Raw genomic sequence first — 25,329 nt, forward strand, 5'->3', positions numbered from 1 at the left:
ACGCTCAGCTCTGGCAAAATACCTGACTGTTGTTTTTATCGGCCACTGTTGGCCGATCCTTAATATTTTTGAGCGTAGCAATTGATGAGCGAACAACCAGCGGCCAGCCGCATTCGGGTCGAGGCCTTGGCCGAAGGTTTCCAGGCGCGTGCCGAGCAATGGGCTGAACAGCTTGGGCTGCCGTTACAGCTGGAGGCGGCGGACTTTTCCCTGCAAGTAGGGGAACAAGGGCTACAACTGCAACAGCTTGGGCCTGACGCACCGGGGCCGGTGCGCGTGGATTTTGTCGAAGGCGGCGCGGCGCACCGGCGCTTATACGGCGGTGGCAGCGGGCAGATGATTGCCAAGGCCGTGGGCATTGCCCAGGGCGTGCGCCCACGTGTGCTGGATGCCACGGCAGGCCTGGGCAAGGACGCGTTCGTACTGGCCAGCCTGGGCTGCGAGATGAGCCTGATCGAGCGCCAACCGCTGATCGGCGCGTTGCTCGAAGACGGCCTGGCACGCGGTGCGGATGATTTCGAGGTGGCGCCGATTGTGGCGCGCATGAAGTTGCTCAAGGGCAACTCCATCGACGTGATGCTCAACTGGGAAGGCGAGCCGCCCCAGGTGATCTACCTGGACCCGATGTTTCCTCATCGTGAGAAAACCGCCCTGGTAAAGAAGGAAATGCGCCTGTTCCGTCCATTGGTGGGCGACGATCCGGACGCCCCGGCGTTGCTCGCAGCGGCCCTGGCCCTGGCCAGCCACCGCGTGGTGGTGAAGCGCCCGCGCAAGGCGCCGTGCATCGAAGGGCCAAAGCCGAGCCACGCGTTGGATGGCAAGTCCAGCCGGTATGACATCTATCCCAAGAAAGCGCTCAAGGCCGATAAGCCCGCATAAACAACCCCACCACCTCCTGCACGTGGGCTTCGGCGTCTTCCTCGGTCAGTTGCCCACCGCAGCCATAGAGCAAACAGAAGTTTGCCGTGCCCTTGAGCAGGCAGAAGAAATGTTCGGCTGCCGTAAACGGTTTGTCGATGCTCAGGGCGCCGCTCTGATCGATCTTGCCGAGCAGGCGCTCCATCCCCTGGAGCATGCGCATGGGGCCGGCTTCGAAGAAGATCTGTGAGAGTTTCACGTCCTGATTGCCGGTGGTCATCATCAGGCGGTGCAGGTTCACCGATTCCGTGCTGTTGATAAGCCGATGAAAGCCCCGTGCGATATTCAGCAGTACGGTTTCCACGGGCACACCTTCAGGCAGCTCGAAATACATCACCGGCAACTGTTCTTCGCACTTGGCCACTACGGCAGCGGTGAACAGGGTCTCTTTGTCGGTGAAGTGGCTGTACACGGTCAATTTCGACACGCCTGCCTCAAGGGCCACGGCATCCATGCTGGTGCTGGCGTAGCCATTGCTCAAAAACAGGGTTTTCGCTGCTTCGAGGATTGCCTGGCGTTTTGCCATGTCCTTGGGACGCCCGGGGCTATTGGTGTTCACAAGATTGTCGGACATTTTCACCTTTAATACTGGACTGGTGAGTTTGGTATTAATAACATACTGGCCAGTATAATTATTCCTAGCTCCATTTGCGAAAGGTCCTTCAGCATGCGCAGCACTTTCCTGCCCCTTGCGTTGCCTGCCAGCCTGGTCTTCCTCCTGGCCGCCTGCGGCCATGAGGAAGCGGCCCAAACCACCATCCGCCCGGCCATGGTGGTGCAACCACAACCGTCGGCGCAGGCGATGGACAGTTATCCTGGCGAAGTGCGCGCCCGTTATGAGCCGGACCTGGCCTTTCGCATCGGCGGTAAAGTCAGTAAACGTCTGGTGGAGGAGGGTGATCGAGTCAAGGCCAATCAACCCCTGGCTGAACTTGACCCCCAGGATGTGCGCCTGCAACTGGAAGCCACCCGCGCCCAAGTGGCCGCCGCCGAGGCGAACCTGAACCTGGTGCGCGCCGAGCGTGATCGCTACAAGACCCTGATGGATCGTCAGATGGTCAGCCGCTCGCAGTACGACAATTCTGAAAACCTCTACCGATCCGGTGAAGCGCGCCTCAAGCAGATTAAGGCCGAGTTCGATGTGTCCAGTAACCAGGCCGGTTATGCCGTGCTGCGCGCGCCCCAGGACGGTGTGGTTGCCAAGCGTGCGGTGGAAGTCGGGCAAGTGGTGGCAGCCGGGCAAACCGTGTTCACCTTGGCCGCCGACGGCGAGCGGGAAGTGTTGATCAGCCTGCCTGAGCAGGGCTTCGGTCGGTTCAAGGTCGGTCAGCCGGTGTCGGTCGAGTTATGGAGCCAGCCGGACCAGCGCTTTACCGGGCACATCCGCGAACTGTCCCCCGCCGCAGACCCCAAGTCGCGTACCTTCGCCGCCCGCGTTGCCTTCACCGGCGGCAAAGTCCCGGCTGAACTGGGCCAGAGCGCCCGCGTTTTCATACAGACCGAAGGTGTGATTGCGCTGTCGGTGCCGCTGTCGGCCCTCAGTGCGGAGAACGGCGCCGCCTACGTCTGGCGCGTGCAACCTGATAACTCCCTTAAGCGTACCCCGGTGCGTATCGGTGCCTTCGGCGAAAAAACCGTGCCCGTGCTGGAAGGCTTGGCCCCTACCGATTGGGTAATTGCAGCGGGTGTGCATGTCCTCCATGAGGGCCAGCAAGTGCGCCCGGTGGACCGCTCCAACCGCGTTGTAAATCTGGCGGCCAAGGAGTAGTCCCCGATGCGTTTCAATCTTTCCGAATGGGCGTTGCGTAATCGCCAGATCGTACTGTTCCTGATGATCCTGCTGGCAGTGGTCGGCACTTTGTCTTACACCAAACTGGGGCAAAGCGAAGACCCGCCGTTTACCTTCAAGGCCATGGTGATCAAGACCAATTGGCCTGGGGCCACGGCCCAGGAAGTTTCGCGGCAAGTGACCGAGCGCATCGAGAAAAAACTGATGGAGACCGGCGACTACGAGCGCATTGTCTCGTTCTCGCGCCCCGGCGAATCCCAGGTCACCTTCATGGCCCGCGACTCGATGCACTCTGCGCAAATTCCTGACTTGTGGTACCAGGTGCGCAAGAAGATCAGCGACATTCGCCAGACCTTGCCGCCGGATATCCAGGGGCCGTTTTTCAACGACGAATTCGGCACCACCTTCGGCAACATCTACGCCCTCACCGGCGACGGCTTTGACTATGCCGTGCTCAAGGACTACGCCGACCGTATCCAGATTCAACTGCAGCGCGTGCCGGACGTGGGCAAAGTCGAGCTGCTGGGCCTGCAGGACGAGAAAGTCTGGATCGAGCTGTCCAACCTCAAGCTCGCCACCCTCGGCGTGCCCTTGGCGGCCGTGCAGCAAGCCTTGCAGGAGCAGAACGCCGTTTCCACCGCAGGCTTCTTTGAAACCCCGACCGAGCGCGTGCAACTGCGGGTGTCGGGTAACTTCAAAACCGTGGAGGAGATCCGCAACTTCCCGATTCGCGTCGGTGACCGGACTTTGCGCATCAGTGATGTAGCCGACATCCACCGCGGCTTCAACGATCCACCGGCGCCGCGCATGCGCTACATGGGCGCCGATGCTATCGGCCTGGCCGTGGCCATGCGTGACGGCGGCGACATTTTGGTACTGGGTAAGGCCCTTGAAGGGGAGTTCGCACGTCTGCAGAAGAACCTTCCGGCGGGTATGGAACTGCGCAAAGTGTCGGATCAACCGGCTGCGGTGAAAACCAGCGTCGGCGAATTCGTCCAGGTGCTGGCTGAGGCATTGGCCATCGTCTTGTTGGTGAGCTTCTTCTCCCTGGGTGTGCGTACCGGCATGGTGGTGGCCCTGGCGATTCCGCTGGTGCTCGCGATGACGTTTGCCACCATGTACTACCTGGGTATCGGCCTGCACAAGATTTCCCTTGGTGCTTTGGTACTGGCCCTGGGCTTGCTGGTGGACGACGCGATCATCGCCGTGGAAATGATGGCGATCAAAATGGAGCAGGGCTACGACCGGCTCAAGGCGGCGAGCTTCGCCTGGACCAGCACTGCGTTTCCGATGCTTACCGGCACGCTGATCACGGCGGCCGGCTTCCTGCCGATTGCCACGGCGCAGTCGAGCACAGGGGAATACACCCGCTCGATCTTCCAGGTGGTGACCATCGCACTGTTGGCCTCATGGGTGGCCGCCGTGGTGTTTGTGCCGTACCTGGGGGAAAAGCTCCTGCCGGACCTGGCGAAGATTCATGCAGCCAAACACGGCGCCGATGGTCCGGATCCCTACGGCACGCCCTTCTACCAGCGTGTAAGAGGTTTGGTCGAATGGTGTGTGCGTCGGCGCAAAACCGTGATCGTGCTGACGTTGCTGTTGTTCATCGGCTCGGTCGCGCTGTTCCGCTTTGTGCCGCAGCAGTTCTTTCCGGCTTCGGGTCGTCTGGAGTTGATGGTTGACTTGAAACTGGCCGAAGGCGCGTCCCTGAGCAACACCGCCGACCAGGTCAAACGCTTGGAAGCCTTGCTCAAGGACCACGCGGGTATCGACAACTATGTGGCTTATATCGGCACCGGCTCGCCGCGTTTCTACCTGCCGCTGGACCAGCAATTGCCGGCGGCCAGCTTTGCGCAATTTGTAGTGCTGGCCAACACCATTGAAGAGCGCGAAAGCCTGCGCACGTGGCTGATCGAAACCCTCAACGAGCAATTCCCCGAGCTGCGCTCGCGGGTCACGCGCCTGGAGAACGGCCCGCCCGTGGGGTACCCGGTACAGTTCCGCGTGACGGGCGAGCACATCGAGGAAGTGCGTGCGCTGGCGCGCAAAGTCGCCGCCAAGGTTCGTGAAAATACCCACGTGGTCAACGTGCACCTGGACTGGGAAGAACCGAGCAAGATCGTCTACCTCAACATCGACCAGGACCGCGCCCGCGCGCTCGGCGTAAGCACCGCCAACCTGTCGAAGTTCTTGCAGAGCTCACTGACCGGCTCCACCGTCAGCCAATATCGCGAGGACAACGAGTTGATCGAAATCCTCCTGCGCGGCACCGTGCATGAGCGCACCGAGCTGTCGCTGTTGCCAAGCCTGGCGGTACCGACCGACAACGGCAAAAGTGTCGCGTTGTCACAGATCGCCACCCTTGAATACGGCTTTGAAGAGGGCGTTATCTGGCACCGTAACCGCCTGCCGACCGTGACCATTCGCGCCGACATCTATGGCAAGGAACAACCGGCGACCCTGGTCCAGCAGATCCTGCCGACCCTCGAGGGAGTACGCGCCGAACTGCCGGATGGCTACCTGCTCGAAGTGGGCGGCACCGTCGAAGACTCCGCCCGTGGCCAGAACTCGGTGAAGGCCGGTGTGCCGTTGTTCATCGTGGTGGTGCTGACCTTGCTGATGTTGCAACTGCGCAGCTTCTCACGCACCGCCATGGTGTTTCTGACGGCTCCGCTGGGCTTGATCGGTGTGACGCTGTTCCTGCTGGTGTTCCGCCAGCCCTTCGGCTTTGTGGCGATGCTCGGCACTATCGCCTTGTCGGGCATGATCATGCGTAACTCGGTGATCCTGGTGGACCAGATCGAACAAGACATCAAGGCCGGCCTGGCACCGTGGCAAGCCATTATCGAAGCCACCGTCCGACGCTTCCGCCCGATTGTCCTTACGGCACTCGCGGCGGTACTGGCGATGATCCCGCTGTCGCGCAGCGTGTTCTTCGGGCCGATGGCGGTGGCGATCATGGGCGGGTTGATTGTGGCGACGGCGTTGACCTTATTGTTTCTGCCAGCGCTGTATGCGGCATGGTTTCGTATCAAGAACGAAGCCCGGCAATAACGAGAGGGCGGCGGTTATTGGGCGTATGTAATAAACATGCGCCTGATGACGGTTGGGAAGAGTGGTGGATGTCTGAAATTCGCTAGTTGCCTGCAAAGCCTGAATGTCACCCGCTTTATTTAGAGAGTGGGGAGCTTCCTGACGACAGTTTTAATAATTGATGTATTTGTGTCGGCCAGTGGTGTGATTTTCTGCAATGTCAGGTCCAAATGGCCTACCGACTCGGTATAAAGATGGCAAACAAAACTGTCTTCTCCGGTTATTTTGTAGCACACCACGCATTCAGTCATGTTTGCGAGTAGCTGTTCCACTTCTTGAAACTTCCCCGGCAATGGTTTAACTCTGACTAACGCCTGCAACGCATACCCCAATGCCTCGGCACCGAGCTCTACACTGAACCCGACAATGATGCCTGCCTGCTCCAGGCGCTTCATGCGCTCGCTGCAACCCGGTGCAGACAGGCCTACCTGGCGGGCCAGCGCGCGTATGGACGTACGTGCGTTCTGATGAAGAGCAACAATCAGAGCGCTATCAATAGGGTCTAACGTCTGGCCGCTCTTTGTAAGCTTTTTCATTAGTTTGACCTTACGAATAGTGAAGAATAGCGTGAAGAATCTTACATACCATAGATCCTTAAGAAAAGAATGGTTTTTTTAAAATATCTTGTCTATGGTTTTTGCGTGCAGTCATACGCAGTACTGTGCTGTTGTTTTAAATTGTTCTATTGTCGAGGGATTGAAATGAACTACGTACTTGATGAAGCACGCCTGCAACAACACCATGCTGATAACTTTCCCGAAAAAAGAGTGTTCGCGCTGCGTAATGAGTTTTCGCGTAATGGTTTTATAAAGTTGCGCGATATTGTCGATGATTCATTGCGCGAAGTAATCACGGCAGATGTCCACAGCTTGATCGACCGTCAACTCGAACGCCGCGATCTGCACTTGGCGACGACCGACAACACACCGCGCTATATGAGTGTGGTGCGCAGTGAGTTTATTGCTGAAAACAGCCCATTGATCGGTGCGCTGTCCAAATCCGAAGTGCTGCTCGGCACCTTGTCGTTGATCGCCGACACGCAGATCGTCGCCTCCGTGTCCCAGGACGAGGAATACCTGATTACCAGGCAGGAACGCAAAGGCGATACCCATGGTTGGCATTGGGGTGACTACAGTTTCGCGTTGATCTGGATTATCGAGACGCCTCCTATCGCCAAGGGCGGCATGTTGCAATGTGTGCCGCATACCTCATGGGATAAATCCAACCCCAGGATTCATGAATTGCTGTGCAGTAATCCGATTGCCACCTATGGCTTCAAGACAGGAGATATCTATTTCCTGCGCACGGACACCACCCTGCACCGCACGATCCCACTGAATGAAGACGCCACGCGCATCATCCTCAACATGACGTGGGCGGCTGAAAAAGATCTGTCCAGAAACCTGCACGGCAATGACCGTTGGTGGGAAGACCAGCACGCAGAGGCCGCAAAAAACCTGGCATAGAACACCGCAAATGCACCCACGGGATGATAGCTATGCACGATATTCACTGCTTGCAGCATGCCAATACATTACTCAAACAGGCGCAATCGCACGCTGCCATGGCTGATCTGGTTCGGGCGGCGGTGGTTCGTAACGAACAGTGGCGCGGGCAGCAGTGCATCAACCTTGTGGCCGCCGAGTCACCCACCAGCCCGTCCGTGCGCGCTCTGCTGTCCAGCGAGGTCGGCATGCGTGCTTCGGGTGGGCATATCGGGCGCGACAACCGGTTTTTCTCCGGCATGAAGAACATCGACGAGCTGGAATCGCTCTGCGTGGAATTATTGAAAATCACCTTGCGCGCCCAGCAAGCCGATCATCGCCTGATGGGCGGCATGGCAGCCGTACTGGCGGCGTACACGGCGTTGACCCGCCCCCAGGATAATGTCATGACCGTACCGGTGATCAGGGGAGGCGACACCAGCAATCGAACCAATGGCCCGCCCGGTGTGCGTGGGCTCAAGGTCTGGGACATTCCCTTCGTGCATAAGACGGCGGACATCGATCTCACGCGCTTTGGCGAAGTTGCCCAAACCCTGAAGCCTGCCGTGATTGGCCTGGGCATGACACTGACCCTGTTTCCTCTGCCGGTGGCGGATATCAAAGGCATCGTTTCACCCTGGGGCGGAAAGGTCTACTTCGACGCCGCCCACCAATTGGGCCTGATCAGTGCAGGGCTGTTCCAGGACCCGCTGGCGGAAGGGGCGGACCTGATGACCGGCTCTTCCGGAAAGACGTTCAGCGGTCCCCAGGGCGGTGTGATCCTGTGGAACGATGCTGCGTTGACGGCACCTGTGCATGAAGCGATTTTCCCTACCCTGACCGGTAGCCACCAAATCAACCGGGTGGCGGCACTCGCAGTGGCCGCCACCGAGATGCTGGAGTACGGGCAGACCTACATGAAGCAGGTCGTGAGTAACGCGCAGACGCTGGCCATGCATCTGGACCGCAGGGGCGTGACCGCCTTTTACAGGGAGCAGGGCTACACCCGCACCCATCAGATTGTCATCGATTCAAAACCCTTTGCCAGCGGCCGTGAGGCGGCTCAGCGCCTGGAAGCGGCCAACATCATCGCCAACGAAATGCCGCTGCCGTGGGATACGGACCCTTACAAGGAATCGGGCATTCGACTGGGGACGGTCGAAGTCACCAGGTTGGGCATGAAAGAGCGGGAAATGGCGTGGATAGCCGATCAGATTGCCAAGGTGCTGCTGCATAAAGAGGACCCAATGGCGATCGCCAACGGTGTGATCGATTTCATGAAGAACTACAGAACTGTCTATTACTGCCATGAAAATGGGCTGCCTCGCTAAGTCATTCTCAAAGGAGACCCCTATGCCCGATACCGTCGTTTCCGTTTACCAGGCGACACTGACGTTTGCCGTCGCCGCCATCGCGTTGCTTGCCAGTCCGGGTCCTGCGACCCTGGCACTGGCGGCGAGCGGCGCCGCTTATGGCCTGAAACGTTCAGTTGAGTTTTTCATCGGCATTACGTTGGGCCTGGTGATTGCCATGACATTGGTAGCCACGGGGCTGTATGTAGTGCTGCACAGCTTTCCGATAGTGGCGACGGTGCTGGCGGTCATTTCCATCCTTTATATTTTGTCGTTGGCTTATCGCATCGGCACTGCGCCGCCGATCAAGGATGAGCAGCCAATCGTCACTCCCGGCTGGAGCGCAGGGTTCCTGCTGGGCGCCGCGAACATCAAGGCGTATGCCGCGTTTGCCGCGCTACTGGGCAGTTTCACCCTGGGTACGGCGCCAGCCTGGGAACAAGCGACGAAGGCGCTGATCTGTCTGTTGGTCTGCGTGGTGTTCGACTTCCTGTGGTTGTTTGCGGGCAGCAAATTGCGCCGCTGGTTCATCCATCCCACTTGGAGCCGGGTACTTAACGTAAGCTTTGCGATTTTGATGATAGCGACGGTCGCCTGGTCATTCACGCTGACGCAGTAGGGCTATCGGTGGAAAGGCGCTTGATCATTTCCGACCGGGGATAAACTCATGTTTGGGACCGTTTCTGCATTGGTGTTGTTGCTGGTAGTGCCTGGCCCGACCAACACCCTGTTGTTGCGCGCCGGAGTGTTGTTTGGCTTTGCCGCTTCCTGGCGCCTGGCGTATATCGAATGCGTGGCTTATCTGCTTCAGGTATCGGTGTGGGGCGGTGCGCTGCTTTACCTGTCAACCTGGTCGCCGTGGGCGATTAAAGCGACGCAACTGGCTGCTGCCTGCTACCTGTTGTTTCTTTCCTGCACCTTGTGGCAGCGCAAGAACAGCGTGGTCGGCCCAAGCCCCGACCGTTTTTCGGGACGGTCTTTCTTTTTGCTGACAGTGATGAACCCCAAGGGCTTGTTGATCGTTTCATTTATCGCGCCGATGGATGCCTTCGTTACCTTGCAGGGGTATGCGGCCTTCATGAGTACGCTGGCGTTGGTCATCATTCCGGTGGGGTCGGCGTGGATTCTGTTCGGTAGCCGGATTACCGGGGTAAACAAGACCTGGCTGACGCCGCTGAGGATCAACCGTGTTACTTCAATCGCCGTTGGCTGCTTTTCCACGCTGATGTTGGGCCGCCTGGCTGATTCGGTCATTCATTAGATCGCTCCCCATTGCAGGGAGCGATCCGTCCAGGCTTTACAGTGCGCCGAAGACCTTCTTCGCCAAACTGGTGGCCGCCGCCGCCGGGTTCTTGCGGATGGTTTCTTCCTGCTGCGCGATCATCTTGAACAACCCGTCCAGCGCCTGTTCGGTCACATAGCTTTCAACGTTGGCACTTTTGGCATCGAGCGCGCCGAAGGCTGCGGCCTTGCCGGCCAGGGCGTTGTACTGCTGGGCTACGCCCACCTTGTCGGTAGCGGCCTTGACGATCGGCAGGAACTTGGCGCGGATCTGGTCACGGCTGCTTTTGTTCAGGTATTGAGTCGCCGAATCCTGGCCGCCGGTGAGGATGCCTTTGGCGTCGGTCACGCTCATGTTCTTCACCGCATTGACCAAGATCGGTTGCGCCTGGGTCACGGCCGTTTCAGCCGCTTTGTTCATGCTGTCTTCCAGTTGGGTGACCTGGTCACCCATGCCGAACATTTTCAGCTTGTCGGCGACTTTGCCGAGTTTGCCCGGCAGGCCGATCTTCACTTCGGGGTTGTTGCTAAAACCGCCGGGCACGCCCAGCTGTTTCACGGCGATCTGTGCGCCTTGGGTCAGTGCGTCCTTGAGGCCGCCGTTGGCGTCGCCCTGGGATAGGCTGCCAAGGTCGAGCGCCATGGCGTTGGCACCGAGCAGGAGGCCGGCACACAGGGCGGTAAGGCGAAGGGAGTTACGGAGCATGGACGCTTCCTTGAGTTCGTGAATCAGTGGGCGACCGCATCAACACGCAGGCGCAGCGGTGGTTGAGCCTGGCCGTTGAGCTGTACGGAGTGCCGTTCGGTGGTGACAAACAGTAACTTGCCATCCAGTTCGATGCGAGCGCTGACCGAGTAACTGTGACCCGGCTTGACTTGCGCAGGGTCGTAGCTCAGGTGAAAGGGCAGCGGTACCTGGCCTTTGACCGGGCCTTTCTGTTCGGCGAGCGTCACGGCCGGGGCGTCCATCAGGGACACGTCTTGCAGGCTCACGCTCAAAGTGGCCGCAGGCGGCAGGGCAATGCGTTGCAGGTAGAACACTTCGCCGTCGAGGCTGGCCTTGGGGGCTGGGGTCATGGACTGGCAAGCTCCGAGCAGGGCGGTCAGGCCCAGGAGGATGATTTTTTTCACGGTGCAGCTCCTTTTCAACGGCGCCGGAAACCGCCCGGCGCCTGATTCAATCTAGCGGGTTTCTTGAGGTTCGACCGCTGCCTCGGCCGCGCCATCAACCCGATGCAGCGCCACTTGCCGGATCGACAAGCGAATCTCTGCCGGCAGCACGCGTTTCGCTGCGCCTTCGGCCAACTCGCCAAGCAGGTCGTGGTAACTCAATTTACCGGCCTCGTCACGGCGCAGCACATCTTGCTCCAGCAATGTCTGGATGAAATGTCGGAAAAGGCTCTTGTCGAAGAATTCCGGAGCGTTCAGGCCATGCAGGATCGACAGGCGCTGGGCCATGATCGTGCACAGGTCTTCCAGTTCTTCGGCGCTGATGCTGTTCTGGCCGCTGTTGAGCAGCAGCGAGATGGCCATGTAGAAACGCTGCAGGGTCTGGGCAATGCTCTTGGACAGCAGCGTAAGCAATACAAAGTGCCGTGAACTCGGGGCCGGGCGCAGGTACACATCGTTCTCGAAGCGCAGCAGGCCCTGTTCCACAAATGCTTGCAGCCATTGGTCGACGACCGTGTCCAGCTCTTCCAGCGACCAGCGGATAAACAGCTCCGATTGCAGGTAGGGGTAGAGCGCGCGGGTGTAGCGCAGGATCTGCTCGCGGTTCATCCGCGAGCTGCTCTGGAAGAAACTCGCCAGCAGCGCCGGCAGGGCAAAAATGTGCAGCACGTTGTTGCGGTAGTAGGTCATCAGGACGGCGTTCTGCTCATCCAGGTACAGGATCTTACCCAGAGCGTCGCTTTGTTCCGACAGCAGGTCCATGTCCTTGACGTGCTTGATCAGCGCCAGTCCGTCGCCTTCGGGCAAGGTGGTATGAGGCGAGTAGGGCACGCGGCGCAGCAGCGCCAGGTACAGGTCCAACTGGCGTGCCATGGCTTGTTCGTCCAGGGCCAGGCGCGTGGTGGACAGCAGTGCCAGGGCTACCAGGTTTACCGGATTCACCGCCGCGGCTTCGTTCAAGTGGCGCGCCACCTGTTCGCCGAGGCGGTTGGTGGTCTCATTGAGCCACGCCGGTTTGTAGTTCGGGCCCAATTCCTGGGCGCGCCAGTCCGGTTGCTCGGCGTCGAGAAACTCGGCCAGCTTGATCGGCTCGCCGAAGTTGACGGCGACCTGGCCAAAGCGCTGCTTGAGCGCGCCGACCACTTTGAAAATATCGAAGATCGATTCTTTCTTCTTGCTTGCACCGCGCAATTCACCGAGGTAGGTGCGGCCTTCGAGCACGCGCTCATAGCCGATGTACACCGGCACGAACACGATCGGCATGCGTGAAGAGCGCAAGAAGCTGCGCAGGGTGATCGCCAGCATCCCGGTCTTCGGTTGCAGCATGCGTCCGGTGCGCGAGCGTCCGCCTTCAACGAAGTACTCCACCGGGAAGCCTTTGGTGAACAAGGTGTGCAGGTATTCGTTGAACACCGAGGTGTACAGCGGGTTGCCCTTGAAGGTGCGGCGCATGAAAAACGCACCGCCACGGCGCAACAGGCTGCCGATCACCGGCATGTTCAGGTTGATACCGGCGGCGATGTGCGGCGGGGTCAGGCCGTTCTTGAACAGCAGGTACGACAGCAGCAGGTAGTCGATATGGCTGCGGTGGCAAGGTACGTAGATGACCTCGTAGCCCTGGGCAACCTTTTGCACGCCCTCGATGTTGTTGACCTTGATGCCGTCGTAGATCTTGTTCCAGAACCAGCTGAGCACCACTTCGAGGAAGCGGATCGCGGTGTAGGTGTAGTCCGAGGCGATTTCGTTGCCGTAGCGCAGGGCTTGCGCCTTGGCTTTTTCCGGGGAGATTTTTTCCCGTTCGGCTTCTTCGGCAATGGCTTGGCGTACCAAGGGCATATTGACCAGGCCCTTCACCAGGTTGCGGCGGTGGGACAGGTCGGGGCCGATCACGGCGGTCTTCAGGTTACGAAAGTGCACACGCAGGATGCGTTGAGCCATGCGCACGGTACGTTCGTGGCCTTTATTGTGCTCGATCAATTCACGCAGGTTGATTGGCGCAGAGAATTGCACACGGGTCTTGCGACCGAGGATCAGGATGCTCAACAACCGGCGCAGACGCCCGGTGACTGCCCAACTGTCGGCAAACAGCAGTTTCCACGGGCTGGACTCGCTCTCGGGCGATTGGCCCCAGAACACGCTGACCGGAATGATTTGTGCATTCTCTTCGGCGTGTTCGCTCAGGGTATTGACCAGGCGGGTCAGGGTCGGCGGCGCGCCGCGCTTGTCCTGGCGGCCAAGCCAGTCGGGGTCCGGCGTCAGGTAGAAGAACGCGGCAGGTTCCATCAGTGGGCCTACCGATACCGGCAGCACCGGACGCGGCAGACCGGCTTTGGTGCACTCGGCGTCAACCACGGCCAATTCGGTGAGGGAAGGCGATTGCAGGACGTAGAACACCGGCCGGCTGCGGTCGAGGTTGAGGGTTAGGGACGACTGGTTGATCGTCTCCGAGCGAACCCAGAGGTACAACAGTCGGCGCAAGGTGCCAAACACCAGACGGCGGAACGGGGAGCGGGTCATAGGCGTGCTGCTTCAAGTGGAAAAAACCGAGCAGTTGCTCGGGCGGGTAGTGTGCCGTATTCGCCGAAAATCGGCAAAAAGCGGCTAAATAAACTTGAGTTGAAGCTTTTTGAACCTGCCATATACTCGGCAGTTCCATGCGGCTGACTCAACAATAAAAAGCATGTGGGAGAAAAACAGATGACAACGCGCGAAACCGGCAATGTGAAGTGGTTCAACGATGCAAAGGGCTATGGTTTTATCCAACGCGAAGATGGCAAGGATGTGTTTGTGCACTACCGCGCTATTCGTGGTGAAGGCCACCGCTCCCTGGCTGAAGGCCAGCAGGTGGAATATGCGGTGGTGAGCGGCGAGAAAGGTTTGCAGGCGGAGGATGTGGTCGGCCTGTAGGCCGAGCTGCAAGTTTGGAGCGGCAAGCTGCAAGTGCTTTGACTTGCCGCTTGCCGTTCGAAGCTTGCAGCTGTCTTTAAGCCGTCCTCCAGGTGATCTGCTCTTCACCGTCCGCGCTGATGCGAATCCAGGTGTCGGCGCTTTCTTCACCTTCCTCTTCGACCCAGGTACCCGGTGCACAGCGCACTTCCACGTTCAGCGCGGCAAAGGCTGCGCGGGCGCAGGCGATGTCGTCGTCCCATGGCGTCTGGTCGCTCTCCAGGTACAGGCTGTTCCACTTGCCCACGGCCTTGGGCAGCCAGGTAACGGGTACATTGCCGGCTTTGCACTTGTAGGTCTGGCCTTTCTGGACCCAGTCGGTGCACGGGCCCAGGGCGGCGCCCAGCCAGGCGGCGATGGCCTTGTGGTCGACGTCGGCGTCCTTCAGGTAAATCTCGATATCAGGTTGGCGCATGGATGTTCCTCGTTGCGGGATTCGAAAATCCATTCGCGGATACTTAAAAGTCGGTTATTGAAGCACGAAATAATCGTAGCGCATCGACACGGTTACCAGCAGCGGCTCGGCCGCCTCGATCACCTGTGCGCGGCGCTCGGCGCTGGCGCGCCAGCCGTGGGGCGTCATGGCCAGCAGATTGGCGCGGTCCCTCGGCTCGGCCAGGCTCAGGCTGTACGTCAGGGTTTCGCTGTGTGCCAGGCTCATGCCCTCCGGCACCAGGGCCAGATGCTTGTCGTCGGTGTACTCGCGCACTTCGTCGTACAGGCGCTCGCGCAGCTCCATCAAGTGGCCGCTGGTCGGGCCGACTTTCATCAGGCCACCGCCAGGGCTGAGCAAGCGTTTGGCTTCCTGCCAGTCCAACGGGCTGAACACGCTGGCGAGGAACTGGCAACTGGCGTCGGCCAGCGGCACGCGGGCCATGCTGGCGATCAACCAGGTCAGCGCCGGGTTGCGCTTGCAGGCGCGCTTGACCGCTTCCTTGGAGATATCCAGCGCATAACCGTCGGCATGGGGCAGGGCCTCAGCCATTTGCGCGGTGTAGTAACCCTCGCCGCAACCGATGTCCACCCAGCGCTGTGGAGCACGTTCGGCAGCCAGCTCGGCCAGGCGCCTGGCCACCGGCGCATAGTGCCCGGCATTGAGGAAGTCGCGGCGCGCCTCGACCATCGCCAGGTTGTCACCGGGGTCGCGGCTGTTCTTGTGCTGCACGGGCAGCAGGTTCAGGTAACCCTGGCGCGCGCGGTCGAAGCGGTGCCCGGCCGGGCATACCACACCATTGTCCACCGCGTTGAGCGGTGCGCTGCAAATGGGGCAGGCGAGCATCAGGCGAGCAACTTGATCAGGGTCTGGTAATAGATTTCGGTCAGCACATCGAGGTCACTGGCCAGGATGCGCTCGTTGACCTGGTGGATGGTGGCGTTGACCGGACCCAGTTCGACGACTTGCGTGCCGAGCGTCGCAATAAAGCGACCGTCCGAAGTGCCACCACTGGTGGACGCCTTGGTTTCGCGCCCGGTAATCGCTTTGATGCTGGCGGACACCGCATCCAGCAGTGCACCCGGTTCGGTCAGGAACGGCAGGCCCGACAAGGCCCAGTCCACATGCCAGTCCAGAGCGTGCTTGTCGAGGATTGCCGCAACGCGCTGTTGCAAGCCTTCGACGGTGGACTCGGTGGAGAAGCGGAAGTTGAACACCGCCGTCAGCTCACCTGGGATCACGTTGGTGGCACCGGTGCCGGAATTGAGGTTGGAAATCTGGAAGCTGGTCGGTGGGAAAAATGCGTTGCCGTCATCCCAATGCTCGGCGGCCAATTCGGCCAGGGCCGAAGCCGCCAGGTGAATCGGGTTCTTCGCCAGGTGCGGGTACGCCACGTGACCTTGCACACCGCGTACCGTGAGGGTTGCGCCGAGGGAGCCACGACGACCGTTCTTGACCACATCGCCCACCAGCGTGGTGCTCGACGGCTCGCCGACGATGCACCAGTCCAGGCGCTCCTTGCGTGCCGCCAGGCGTTCGATCACGGCTTTGGTGCCGTGGTGCGCCGGGCCTTCTTCGTCACTGGTGATCAGGAAGGCCACCGAGCCCTTGTGGTCCGGGTAGTCGGCGACGAAACGCTCTGATGCCACCAGCATGGCCGCCAGGCTGCCTTTCATGTCCGCCGCGCCACGGCCGCACAGCATGCCGTTTTCGTCGATCAGTGCATCGAACGGATCATTCTGCCAGGCCTGCACCGGACCGGTCGGCACCACATCGGTATGGCCGGCAAAACACAGTACCGGGCCGTCGTGCTTGCCATGGGTGGCCCAGAAGTTGTCCACGTCTTCAATACGCATCGGCTCAAGCTTGAAACCGGCGTCGCCCAGGCGCTGCATCATCAGCTTCTGACAGTCGGCATCGACCGGCGTGACCGAGGGGCGACGGATCAGGTCGATAGCGAGTTGAAGGGTCGGCGAAAGGTCGGCATGGGCCGTCATGGGAAAACTCCGGAAAGCATGTAATGGGTGCTGGGCGAATGTGGAATACAAATCTTGAAACGGCGCAGATCCAATCTGGCGGCGAGCTTGCCTGGTCCAACAAAATGGCCGTTATCTTATAGCAAAACGGCGGCCAGAGGCCGCCGTTTAGTGCTTTGCGCAAGTTTTTACGCGGCAGGCGCGGGTTCCGGTTCCGGCGCAGGTTTTGGCAACGAAGACAGGAACGCCATGATCAAGGCCGCCACATACGGCAGCGACTGCACCAGCAGCATCACCACCCAGAAGCGCATGTCATTGCTCGGCAGGCCCTGCACCAGGTAGATCCCCAGCGCCGCGCCCCACAACAGCAGCATGATGAACATCTCTTCGCGTGCTTCCGAGATCGCGACCCAGAAGCCGTGGTTATCCGCGTTTTTCGGTGTGCGAAAGAACGGAATACTGGTGGTGAAGAAACCATACAGCACCGCCTTGGCGATGGTGTGGGACAGCGCCAGGCCAGCGAGGGCGGCGCAGAACGCGTCCTTGAGGTTCACACCCACCGCACGGCGGTAGAGGAAGATGATCTTGCCGACCTTGAACACGAACAACGCCAACGGCGGGATCGCGAAAATCAGCAACGGTGGGTCGACCCGCGTTGGTACGATGATCATCGCTGCGGACCACAGCAGCGCGCCGACGGTGAAGAAGATGTTCATGCCGTCCGCCACCCACGGCAACCAGCCCGCGAGGAAGTGGTAGCGCTGGCCACGGGTCAGCTCGGTGTCCTTGCCGCGCAACAGGCTGGCGGTGTGGCGCTTGATGATCTGGATCGCGCCATAGGCCCAGCGGAAACGCTGTTTCTTGAAGTCGATGAAGGTGTCCGGCATCAGGCCCTTGCCGTAGCTGTCGTGGTAATACGCCGCCGACAGTCCTTTCTCGAACACGCGCAAGCCAAGTTCCGCGTCTTCACAGATGCACCAGTCGGCCCAGCCCAGCTCTTCGAGCACCGAGCGGCGGGTCATGGTCATGGTGCCGTGCTGGATGATCGCGTCACGGTCGTTACGGGTAACCATGCCGATATGGAAGAAGCCCTTGTATTCCGCATAGCAGAGCTTCTTGAAGGTGCTTTCGTTCTGGTCGCGGTAATCCTGTGGCGATTGCACCACGGCGATTTTCGGGTCGGCGAAGTGCGGCACCATGTGCTTGAGCCAGTTCGGCGACACGCAGTAGTCCGAGTCGATCACCGCGATCACTTCGGCATCCTTGGCGGTGTGCGGGATCAGGTAGTTCAGTGCACCGCCCTTGAAACCGGCCAGGGGCGAGACATGGAAGAACTTGAAGCGCGGGCCGAGGGTTTCGCAGTAGTCGCGCACCGGCTCCCATACGGCCGGGTCTTTGGTGTTGTTGTCGATGATCAGGACTTCGTAGTCCGGGTAATCGAGGGCGGCCAGGGCGTCGAGGGTCTGTTTGACCATCTCCGGTGGCTCGTTGTAGCAAGGCACATGGATCGATACTTTCGGGCGGTAGTCCGAATCCCCCTCCACCGGCAGAAATTCACGCCGACGCTTGTGGGTCCATACCGCTTCCGCCAGTTCGTGGGCCTCGGTCAGCAACACGATAAACACGCCGAGGGCGCCGAGTGCCAGCAAGATACCGACGGTCACGCTGAACCAGGTGCTGTATTGCTGGCTGTAGTCGTAGCCGATCCATACCAGCACCGAACCGCACAGGAACGCGATAAAGGTCAGGAAGGTACGGCCGCGCTGGCGCAGGGCCGAGCCATCGATCATCAGCAGGGTGAGGGACAGCAGCGCAAGCACCACCGAGCCGATAGCCAGTACGCGCCATTGCGGGATTGCGACGACGGGGCCTTCAAAGTTGAATTTTTGCTGGCGTGCGGCGTTATAAACGCCCCAATAGGCGCCCGCCGAACCTTCGTCGCTGACTTTCCACGGCTGATCGAATGCCTCGATCACGAAGTAGTTGTAGCCTTGGCGGTTCAGCTTGTTCACCAGTGTGCGCAGGTAGATGGCCTGGTCTGCCGGGGACGTTTCGTTGCCACCGCGCATGCGTCCGTTACTCGGCCAGCCAACCTCCGACAGCAGCAGCGGTTTTTTCGGGAACAGTTTCTTCAGGTCCCGGGCACGGTCGAGTACGTACTGGCCGGCCTTGTCCATCGGAATAAATTCCCAGAACGGCAGGATGTGCGCGGCGATCAGGTCGACGTGCTTGGCCAGTTGCGGGTTCTTTTCCCAGATGTGCCACTGCTCGGAGGTCGTCACCGGCACTTTCACGGCGGCGCGTACCCGGTCCAGCAACGCAATCAGTGCTTGCGGGGTGATCTCTTCGCGGAACAATGCCTCGTTACCGACCACTACGCGCACGACACTGCGTGAGCTATTGGCGATCTCGATGGCGCGCTGGATTTCGCGTTCGTTACGCTCCAGGTCCGGGCTGATCCAGATCCCCAGTGTCACGCGCAGGCCGAACTCTTCGGCCAGCTTGGGGATGTCCCCCAACGTGCCATCGACCGAGTAAGTACGGATGTTGTCCGTCAGCTTGCTCATGATCGCCAGGTCCTGACGCATCTGGTCGTCGGTCGGATACTGGTCTTTCTGTGGGAACTGGCCTTGCTGGAACGGCGAGTAAGAGAACCCTGAGATCTGTTCAGGCCAGTTGGGGGTAGTGACCGGGCGGTTGATCAGCGCCCAGAAGCCGGTGAACAGCGCGGCAATTGCCAGCACTACCACCAGGTTGAGTCCAAATTTACGCGATGACATGGCGGTTTCGGGTTCCAAAGGGTGTGGAACGAAAAGAGGTGTCGGCCAACGCCGAACGGCGCGCATCCTACACTGGCACTTCCCTGAGCGTATAGCAGACAGAGAAAAGCCGGACATTAGTCAGCGAAAGACCCTCTAAGTTCTTTACTTGTAGCTTGTCGCTTCGAACTTGTCGCTTCGTAGTCCATAATGCGCGCCGGTTTTTGGGGTAATGGTCATGAGTACAGAAGATCCGCGGTTTGCAGGCGTCGCCCGCTTGTATGGCATTGAGGGCCTGGAGCGCTTGAAGGCGGCCCATGTGGCAATCGTCGGCGTCGGCGGCGTGGGCTCCTGGGCGGCGGAAGCCATGGCCCGCTGCGGGGTGGGCGAAATATCGCTGTTTGACCTGGACGACGTCTGCGTGAGTAACAGCAACCGCCAGTTGCATGCCTTGGACAGCACTGTGGGCAAGCCCAAGGTCGAAGTGATGGCCGAGCGTCTGCGCGGTATCAACCCCGACTGCACGGTGCATGCGGTGGCCGACTTCGTGACTCGCGACACCATGGCCGAATACATCACAGCGGATATCGATTGCGTGATCGACTGCATCGACGCCGTCAACGCCAAGGCAGCGCTGATTGCCTGGTGCAAGCGCCGCAAGATCCAGATCATCACCACCGGTGGCGCCGGCGGACAGATCGACCCGACGTTGATCCAGGTGTGCGATTTGAACCGTACATTCAACGATCCGCTGGCCTCGAAAGTACGCTCCACCTTGCGTCGCGACTATGGTTTCTCGCGTACCGTGACTCGCCATTACAGCGTGCCCTGCGTGTTTTCCACCGAGCAACTGCGCTATCCCAAGCCGGATGGGAGCATCTGTCTGCAGAAGAGTTTCGTGGGGGATGGGGTAAAGCTGGACTGCGCCGGTGGGTTTGGCGCGGTGATGATGGTCACCGCCACGTTCGGCATGGTGGCGGCGACCAAGGCGGTGGATAAGATTGTAGCCGGGGTGCGCAGGCCTTCCGAGCGGGTCAAGCCCACCTGAATCTCAGAACCTTTGTAGGAGCGAGCAAGCTTGCTCCTACAGGCGGTGGCTTACGCTTAATTGAAGAGTATTAGGGCAAACCCACTCCCACATTCAGTTTTGTGTTCGGCTCAATTCGCGCATGCGCTGTAAGACGGCATTGAGGCCGTTGCTACGAGAGGGCGACAACTGTCGGGAAAGCCCGAGCTGATTGAACCAGTCAGGCAAGTCGACCGTCTGCAATTGAGCAGCCGGCAGCCCATTGACCCGCACCAGCAGCAATGCCACCAAGCCACGAATCATCCGCGCATCGCTGCTCGCGGCAAATTGCCAATGGCCGTCCTCCAAACGGCCCACCAGCCACACCAGACTCTCACAGCCCTGCACCAGGTTGGCGTCGACCTTATCCTCATCTGCCAATGCGGGCAGCCGTTCGCCCCATTGCATCAGCATGCGGGCGCGCTGTTCCCAACTGCCTACTGACTGGAAGGCTTGCAGCGCTGCAAGCGCATCGGTCGGCACGCTCATCGCAACATATCCAGTGCCTGGTCCAACGCGTCAAAAAAGCGCTCCAGATCGTCAGAGTCGTTGTACAGCGCCAGGGACACACGGATCGCCCCGGATAAGTGCATCGCCTTGAGCAGCGGCATCGCGCAATGATGCCCGGCGCGCACGGCGATACCTTGCTCGGTCAGCAGGTGAGCCAGGTCGGCGTTATGGACGCCGTCCACCACAAAGCTCACCAGCGCCACCTGCGGCGAACCGAGCACTCGCACGCCGTTTCGCGCTTTCAACCCGCGCAACAGGTAGTCATGCAACGCGGCTTCATGGGCGAGCACTGCCTGTTGATCCAACGAACTCAGGTAATCCAGGCTGGCGCCCAGGCCGATCACGCCGGCAATCGGTGGCGTGCCTGCTTCAAAGCCCAGGGGCGCGCTGCGAAAGCTGGCGCTGTGGTAGTCCGCCTGTTGCACCATCTCGCCACCGAACTGCCAGTGACGCAGGTGGTGCAGGGCTTCGTTGCGGCCAAACAACACGCCGACACCGTCCGGACCGTACAGCTTGTGGCTGGAAAATACGTAAAAGTCGCAGCCCAGCGCCTGCACGTCATGGCGGCCATGGACGATACCTTGGGCGCCATCCACCACGGTCAACGCGCCGTGCGTGTTGGCGAGTGCCAGCAAGGATTGCAGCGGTTGCCAGGCGCCGAGCACGTTGGACAGTTGGCTCACCGCCAGCAGTCGCGTACGTGGGCCGATCAGTTCGGCGGCGGCTTGCAGGTCGATGACGCCATCATCGCCCAGCGGCAACACCACCAGCGTGAGTGCGCGGCGTTTGGCCAGTTGCTGCCAGGGCAGCAGGTTGGCGTGGTGTTCCAGGGCGCTGATGACAATCTCATCGCCCGCAGTGAATAAATGCTCAAGGCCATAGGCCAGGAGGTTCAGCGCAGACGTCGCGCCATGGGTAAACACGATTTGCCCGCTGTCACCTGCGTTCAACCACTGCGCGACTTTGCTGCGACTGTCTTCGAAAGCCTGGGTCGCATGGGCGCCCGGCAAATGCTGGGCGCGGTGCACATTGGCTGCGCCGTTGGCGTAGTAATGGCTGATGGCATCCAGCAAGGCCTGGGGTTTTTGTGTCGTGGCGGCGTTGTCCAGATAGGTCTGGTCTTGCCGTTGCAGGGCGGCGATGGCCGGGAAATCGGCGCGCCAGGGAGAGGGCACAAGCATGGTGTTCAAGACTCGTATAAGCGAGCCGCAACCCGCAGGTGCGGCCCGCTAGGGGCATCGAGTGGCTGCTTAGTTGTGAGCGTGCAGCGCTTCGTTCAGTTCGACGGCCGACTTGTGGGTTTTGCACTCCACTGCACCGGTCTCGGAATTGCGGCGGAACAGCAGGTCCGACTGGCCGGCCAGTTCACGTGCCTTGACCACCTTGACCAGTTGGTTCTGCTCGTCCAACAGGGCAACCTTGGTACCAGCGGTCACGTACAGGCCCGATTCCACGGTGTTGCGGTCGCCCAACGGGATACCGATACCGGCGTTGGCGCCGATCAGGCAACCTTCGCCGACCTTGATCACGATGTTGCCGCCACCCGACAGGGTACCCATGGTCGAGCAACCGCCGCCCAGGTCCGAGCCTTTGCCGACGAATACGCCTGCCGAAACACGGCCTTCGATCATGCCCGGGCCTTCGGTGCCGGCGTTGAAGTTGACGAAACCTTCGTGCATCACGGTGGTGCCTTCGCCCACGTAGGCGCCCAGGCGCAGACGTGCCGCGTCAGCGATACGCACGCCGCTCGGCACCACGTAGTCGGTCATTTTCGGGAACTTGTCCACCGAGAATACTTCCAGCAGCTCGCCACGCAGGCGCGCTTCCAGTTGGCGTTCGGCCAGTTCGTTGATGTCGATGGCGCCCTGGCTGGTCCAGGCCACGTTCGGCAACTGTGGGAACACGCCCGCCAGGTTCAGACCATGGGGCTTGACCAGGCGGTGGGACAGCAGGTGCAGCTTGAGGTAAGCCTCAGGCGTCGATGTCAGCGCAGCGTCTTCGGCCAGCAGGGTGGCGACCAGCGGCGTGTGGCTTTCCGCCAGGCGGTTGAGCAGCGCGGCTTGGGCAGCGTCGACATTCTTGAGCGCATCAGCCAGCTGCAGCGCCTGGTTGATGGTGAAGGGGATGGCCTGGTTGCCTTCGGTGTAACCCAGGATCGGCGCGATGGCGGCGACGATTTCGGCCGATGGGTTGAGCAGCGGCTGTGCGTAAAACACTTCCAGCCAGGCGCCTTGACGGTTCTGGGTGCCGACGCCGAAGCCCAGGCTGAACAGGGAATTGGACATGCTGTTACCTCTACAAAAATGGAAGGGCTGGCCTACTTCAGGGCCGCCGAATAACTATCTGGCTTGAAGCCAATCAGGGTTCTGTCTCCGAGATCCAGCACCGGGCGCTTGATCATCGAGGGTTGTGCGAGCATCAATTCAATGGCTTTCGACTGATCGAGATCGGCTTTGCGTTCGTCTTCGAGTTTGCGAAAGGTGGTGCCCGCACGGTTCAAAACCACCTGCCAACCGTGCTCGTTGCACCATTGGGTCAAGTGTTCGCGGTCGATACCGGCCGTTTTGTAATCGTGGAACTCATAGCTCACCCCGTGCTCGTCGAGCCAGGTGCGGGCTTTTTTCATGGTGTCGCAGGCTTTGATGCCGAAAAGGTGCAACGTTTTGCTTGAAACGGTCAAGGAATTGCCCCCCTCTGATCCGATGTCGTGTGCCGATGAAAAACCAAAGGTCGGGATTATGCCACGACCAGCAGGCAAGGGTGCCGCTCGTCGTGACGGCATGCGACTAAGTGCGACTTAGGTGTCAATGCCAGCGGGCAGCATAGGCAGCTAATATGGCACTTCAACGGCGAGTTGTTGCCTGATGTGTGTCGTTGCAAGTCGATTGTCCGGGAACCCCGCGTTATGCAAACCGCCTACACCGTTCTTATCCTGCTGATGCTGGTCAGCGTTTCGCGTCTTGTCGGACGTGTCATTCCTCTGCCGTTACCCTTGGTGCAAATTGCCGCGGGAGCCCTGCTCGCCTGGCCTACGCTTGGGTTGCACGTGGCACTGGACCCCGAGTTGTTCCTGTTTCTGTTCCTGCCGCCGTTGTTGTTTTCCGATGGCTGGCGCATGCCCAAGCGTGAGTTGTGGCAGCTGCGCGGCCCGATCCTCACGTTGGCGGTGGGGCTGGTGCTGTTTACCGTGGTCGGTGCCGGCTACTTCATTCATTGGATATTACCTACGATCCCGCTGCCGGTGGCCTTCGCCTTGGCGGCCGTGTTGTCGCCGACGGATGCCGTGGCGGTGTCGGCCATTTCCCAGAACCGTTTACCCAAGCCATTGATGCACATGCTCCAGGGTGAAGCCTTGATGAATGATGCTTCGGGTCTGGTGACGTTCAAATTCGCCTTGGCGGCCGCGTTGACTGGGGTTTTTTCCCTGGCGGATGCCAGCCTGACGTTCGTCCTGGTGGCCGTGGGTGGCCTGGCGATAGGTGTCGCGTTGAGCTGGCTGGTGGGGCGCCTGCGGGCCTGGATGATCGCGCGCGGTTGGGATGACCCGGCTACCCACGTGGTGTTCATGTTGTTGCTGCCATTTGCTGCCTATGTGCTGGCCGAGCGACTGGGCGCGTCGGGCATTCTGTCGGCGGTGGCGGCGGGCATGATGCAAAGCTGGCTCGACCTGTTGCCGCGTCAGACCAGCACCCGCTTGCTCAATCGCAGTGTTTGGTCGTTGCTGGAGTTTGCCTTCAACGGCTTGATCTTTCTGCTGCTGGGCCTGCAGCTGCCGGACATCATCAAGGCGGTGGTGAGCCATGAGCCGACGCTGTGGCCGACCTTGCTGTATCGCTGCCTGGATGTGGTTGCGATCTTTCTGGTGTTGGTGGTACTGCGATTTATCTGGGTGCAGAGCATCTGGCGGTTGTCGGGCTTGTTGCGCAGGCTGCGTGGGAAAAGCGAACTGACCCTGGTGCCTACGGCCCGCTCCTGCTGGTTGCTGACCGTCGGCGGTGTGCGCGGAGCCGTGACCTTGGCCGGTGTGATGTCGGTGCCTTTACTGCTGGCGCCGGGGCAGGACTTCCCTGAGCGGGACCTGCTGATCTTCATCGCCGCCGGAGTGATCCTGCTCTCACTGGTGGCAGCCTGCATTGCCTTGCCGTTGTTGCTGCGCGGCATCGAGCAGAGCCCCGATGAAAAGCGCCACCGCGAGGTCCGCGAGGCTTGGAAGAAGACCGCCGTGGCGGCGATTCACGCGCTGGAAGCCGAGGAGCCCTTAGACGCCGTGGCCCCCGACGCTGCCCAGGCGGCACTGGCGACGGAGCTCAAGGCGCGGTTGATGTCGGAGTATCGCCACCAGTTGGAGGTCTTCAACGACTCAGCCGAAGCCCAGGCGTTGGCGCAGCAGATGGACTTGCTGGAACGCAAGTTGCGGCTCAAGGCATTGCGGGCGCAACGCCTGGAGCTTTACAGCTTGAGCCGGCATCACCAGATAGGTGATGACGTATTGAGAGAGGTACTGGCGGATCTGGATATGAGTGAGGCGAACCTGGGCCATGTGAAATGACCC

Annotated in this window: 23 protein-coding genes; 10 read left to right on the forward strand and 13 right to left on the reverse strand. The window is 60.2% G+C overall.

The window, feature by feature from the left end:
- The first annotated feature begins 84 nt into the window (after positions 1-84).
- Positions 85-879 (forward strand): class I SAM-dependent methyltransferase, encoded by a 795-nt coding sequence (locus M5B97_RS07940; RefSeq protein ID WP_134658262.1) that lies wholly within the window; start codon positions 85-87, stop codon positions 877-879.
- Here M5B97_RS07940 and M5B97_RS07945 read toward each other — a convergent pair.
- Positions 857-1,492 carry a TetR/AcrR family transcriptional regulator gene (locus M5B97_RS07945; RefSeq protein WP_123714871.1) on the reverse strand — a complete coding sequence of 212 codons (636 nt, stop codon included), beginning with the start codon at positions 1,490-1,492 and terminating at the stop codon, positions 857-859. The two genes, M5B97_RS07940 and M5B97_RS07945, sit on opposite strands and share 23 nt — an antisense overlap.
- Before the next feature lie 93 nt (positions 1,493-1,585).
- Here M5B97_RS07945 and M5B97_RS07950 point away from each other — a divergent pair, with 93 nt between their 5' ends.
- On the forward strand, positions 1,586-2,686 hold the full coding sequence (locus tag M5B97_RS07950; RefSeq protein WP_248731200.1) for an efflux RND transporter periplasmic adaptor subunit: 1,101 nt from the start codon (positions 1,586-1,588) through the stop codon (positions 2,684-2,686).
- A gap of 6 nt (positions 2,687-2,692) precedes the next feature.
- Positions 2,693-5,761, forward strand: a complete 3,069-nt coding sequence (locus M5B97_RS07955; RefSeq protein ID WP_248731201.1) for an efflux RND transporter permease subunit — start codon at positions 2,693-2,695, stop codon at positions 5,759-5,761.
- 119 nt (positions 5,762-5,880) lie between these two features.
- Here the strand turns inward: M5B97_RS07955 and M5B97_RS07960 are convergent, their stop codons facing one another.
- Positions 5,881-6,336 (reverse strand): Lrp/AsnC family transcriptional regulator, encoded by a 456-nt coding sequence (locus M5B97_RS07960; RefSeq protein ID WP_123715212.1) that lies wholly within the window; start codon positions 6,334-6,336, stop codon positions 5,881-5,883.
- A 165-nt stretch (positions 6,337-6,501) separates the two neighbouring features.
- Here M5B97_RS07960 and M5B97_RS07965 point away from each other — a divergent pair, with 165 nt between their 5' ends.
- Genes M5B97_RS07965 through M5B97_RS07980 form a run of 4 tightly spaced genes read left to right on the forward strand, consistent with a single transcriptional unit; the run spans position 6,502 to position 9,897 of the window.
- Positions 6,502-7,266: an ArpA protein gene (locus M5B97_RS07965; protein ID WP_123714873.1), complete on the forward strand. Its 765-nt coding sequence runs from the start codon at positions 6,502-6,504 to the stop codon at positions 7,264-7,266.
- Between the two features lie 32 nt (positions 7,267-7,298).
- On the forward strand, positions 7,299-8,615 hold the full coding sequence (locus M5B97_RS07970; protein WP_248731202.1) for a serine hydroxymethyltransferase: 1,317 nt from the start codon (positions 7,299-7,301) through the stop codon (positions 8,613-8,615).
- A 22-nt stretch (positions 8,616-8,637) separates the two neighbouring features.
- Positions 8,638-9,255, forward strand: a complete 618-nt coding sequence (locus M5B97_RS07975) for a LysE family translocator (protein WP_248731203.1) — start codon at positions 8,638-8,640, stop codon at positions 9,253-9,255.
- 48 nt (positions 9,256-9,303) lie between these two features.
- Positions 9,304-9,897 carry a threonine transporter RhtB gene (locus M5B97_RS07980; protein ID WP_248731204.1) on the forward strand — a complete coding sequence of 198 codons (594 nt, stop codon included), beginning with the start codon at positions 9,304-9,306 and terminating at the stop codon, positions 9,895-9,897.
- A 36-nt stretch (positions 9,898-9,933) separates the two neighbouring features.
- Here the strand turns inward: M5B97_RS07980 and M5B97_RS07985 are convergent, their stop codons facing one another.
- Genes M5B97_RS07985 through plsB form a run of 3 tightly spaced genes read right to left on the reverse strand, consistent with a single transcriptional unit; the run spans position 9,934 to position 13,604 of the window.
- The gene (locus tag M5B97_RS07985; RefSeq protein WP_134658246.1) at positions 9,934-10,623 is read right to left on the reverse strand and encodes a DUF4197 domain-containing protein; all 690 of its coding nucleotides are present in this window, start codon (positions 10,621-10,623) and stop codon (positions 9,934-9,936) included.
- A 23-nt stretch (positions 10,624-10,646) separates the two neighbouring features.
- A complete protein-coding gene (locus M5B97_RS07990; RefSeq protein WP_134658244.1) occupies positions 10,647-11,048 on the reverse strand; it encodes a YbaY family lipoprotein in 402 nt (133 codons plus the stop codon).
- Positions 11,049-11,099: 51 nt separating this feature from the next.
- A complete protein-coding gene (gene plsB / locus M5B97_RS07995; protein ID WP_123714879.1) occupies positions 11,100-13,604 on the reverse strand; it encodes a glycerol-3-phosphate 1-O-acyltransferase PlsB in 2,505 nt (834 codons plus the stop codon).
- A gap of 180 nt (positions 13,605-13,784) precedes the next feature.
- Between plsB and M5B97_RS08000 the strand changes: the two genes are divergently transcribed.
- Positions 13,785-13,994 (forward strand): cold-shock protein, encoded by a 210-nt coding sequence (locus tag M5B97_RS08000; RefSeq protein WP_017844724.1) that lies wholly within the window; start codon positions 13,785-13,787, stop codon positions 13,992-13,994.
- Between the two features lie 76 nt (positions 13,995-14,070).
- On the opposite strand, the gene M5B97_RS08005 is transcribed toward M5B97_RS08000, so the two are convergent.
- The 4 genes from M5B97_RS08005 to M5B97_RS08020 form a co-directional block, all read right to left on the reverse strand.
- Positions 14,071-14,448, reverse strand: a complete 378-nt coding sequence (locus tag M5B97_RS08005; RefSeq protein ID WP_123714880.1) for a hypothetical protein — start codon at positions 14,446-14,448, stop codon at positions 14,071-14,073.
- A 54-nt stretch (positions 14,449-14,502) separates the two neighbouring features.
- Positions 14,503-15,312 (reverse strand): putative RNA methyltransferase, encoded by an 810-nt coding sequence (locus M5B97_RS08010; RefSeq protein ID WP_248731205.1) that lies wholly within the window; start codon positions 15,310-15,312, stop codon positions 14,503-14,505.
- The gene (gene dapE, locus M5B97_RS08015) at positions 15,312-16,463 is read right to left on the reverse strand and encodes a succinyl-diaminopimelate desuccinylase (protein ID WP_248731206.1); all 1,152 of its coding nucleotides are present in this window, start codon (positions 16,461-16,463) and stop codon (positions 15,312-15,314) included. The genes M5B97_RS08010 and dapE overlap by 1 nt, the downstream gene beginning before the upstream one ends.
- Positions 16,464-16,630: 167 nt before the next feature.
- Entirely contained in the window at positions 16,631-19,222 is a 2,592-nt protein-coding gene (locus M5B97_RS08020; protein ID WP_123714883.1) for a glycosyltransferase, read from the reverse strand.
- 211 nt (positions 19,223-19,433) lie between these two features.
- Between M5B97_RS08020 and tcdA the strand changes: the two genes are divergently transcribed.
- The gene (gene tcdA / locus M5B97_RS08025) at positions 19,434-20,249 is read left to right on the forward strand and encodes a tRNA cyclic N6-threonylcarbamoyladenosine(37) synthase TcdA (protein WP_248731207.1); all 816 of its coding nucleotides are present in this window, start codon (positions 19,434-19,436) and stop codon (positions 20,247-20,249) included.
- A gap of 93 nt (positions 20,250-20,342) precedes the next feature.
- Here the strand turns inward: tcdA and M5B97_RS08030 are convergent, their stop codons facing one another.
- From M5B97_RS08030 to M5B97_RS08045, 4 genes are all read right to left on the reverse strand, one after another.
- Entirely contained in the window at positions 20,343-20,756 is a 414-nt protein-coding gene (locus M5B97_RS08030; protein WP_248731208.1) for a SufE family protein, read from the reverse strand.
- A complete protein-coding gene (locus M5B97_RS08035; RefSeq protein WP_248731209.1) occupies positions 20,753-21,958 on the reverse strand; it encodes a cysteine desulfurase in 1,206 nt (401 codons plus the stop codon). The genes M5B97_RS08030 and M5B97_RS08035 overlap by 4 nt, the downstream gene beginning before the upstream one ends.
- A gap of 69 nt (positions 21,959-22,027) precedes the next feature.
- On the reverse strand, positions 22,028-23,062 hold the full coding sequence (gene dapD, locus M5B97_RS08040; protein ID WP_123714887.1) for a 2,3,4,5-tetrahydropyridine-2,6-dicarboxylate N-succinyltransferase: 1,035 nt from the start codon (positions 23,060-23,062) through the stop codon (positions 22,028-22,030).
- 32 nt (positions 23,063-23,094) lie between these two features.
- A complete protein-coding gene (locus tag M5B97_RS08045) occupies positions 23,095-23,457 on the reverse strand; it encodes an ArsC family reductase (protein WP_065903097.1) in 363 nt (120 codons plus the stop codon).
- Between the two features lie 225 nt (positions 23,458-23,682).
- Here M5B97_RS08045 and M5B97_RS08050 point away from each other — a divergent pair, with 225 nt between their 5' ends.
- Positions 23,683-25,326 (forward strand): Na+/H+ antiporter, encoded by a 1,644-nt coding sequence (locus tag M5B97_RS08050; protein WP_123714888.1) that lies wholly within the window; start codon positions 23,683-23,685, stop codon positions 25,324-25,326.
- Positions 25,327-25,329 lie beyond the last annotated feature (3 nt).

The organism is Pseudomonas sp. MWU13-2517 (assembly GCF_023242545.1).
Classification (GTDB): Bacteria; Pseudomonadota; Gammaproteobacteria; order Pseudomonadales; family Pseudomonadaceae; genus Aquipseudomonas.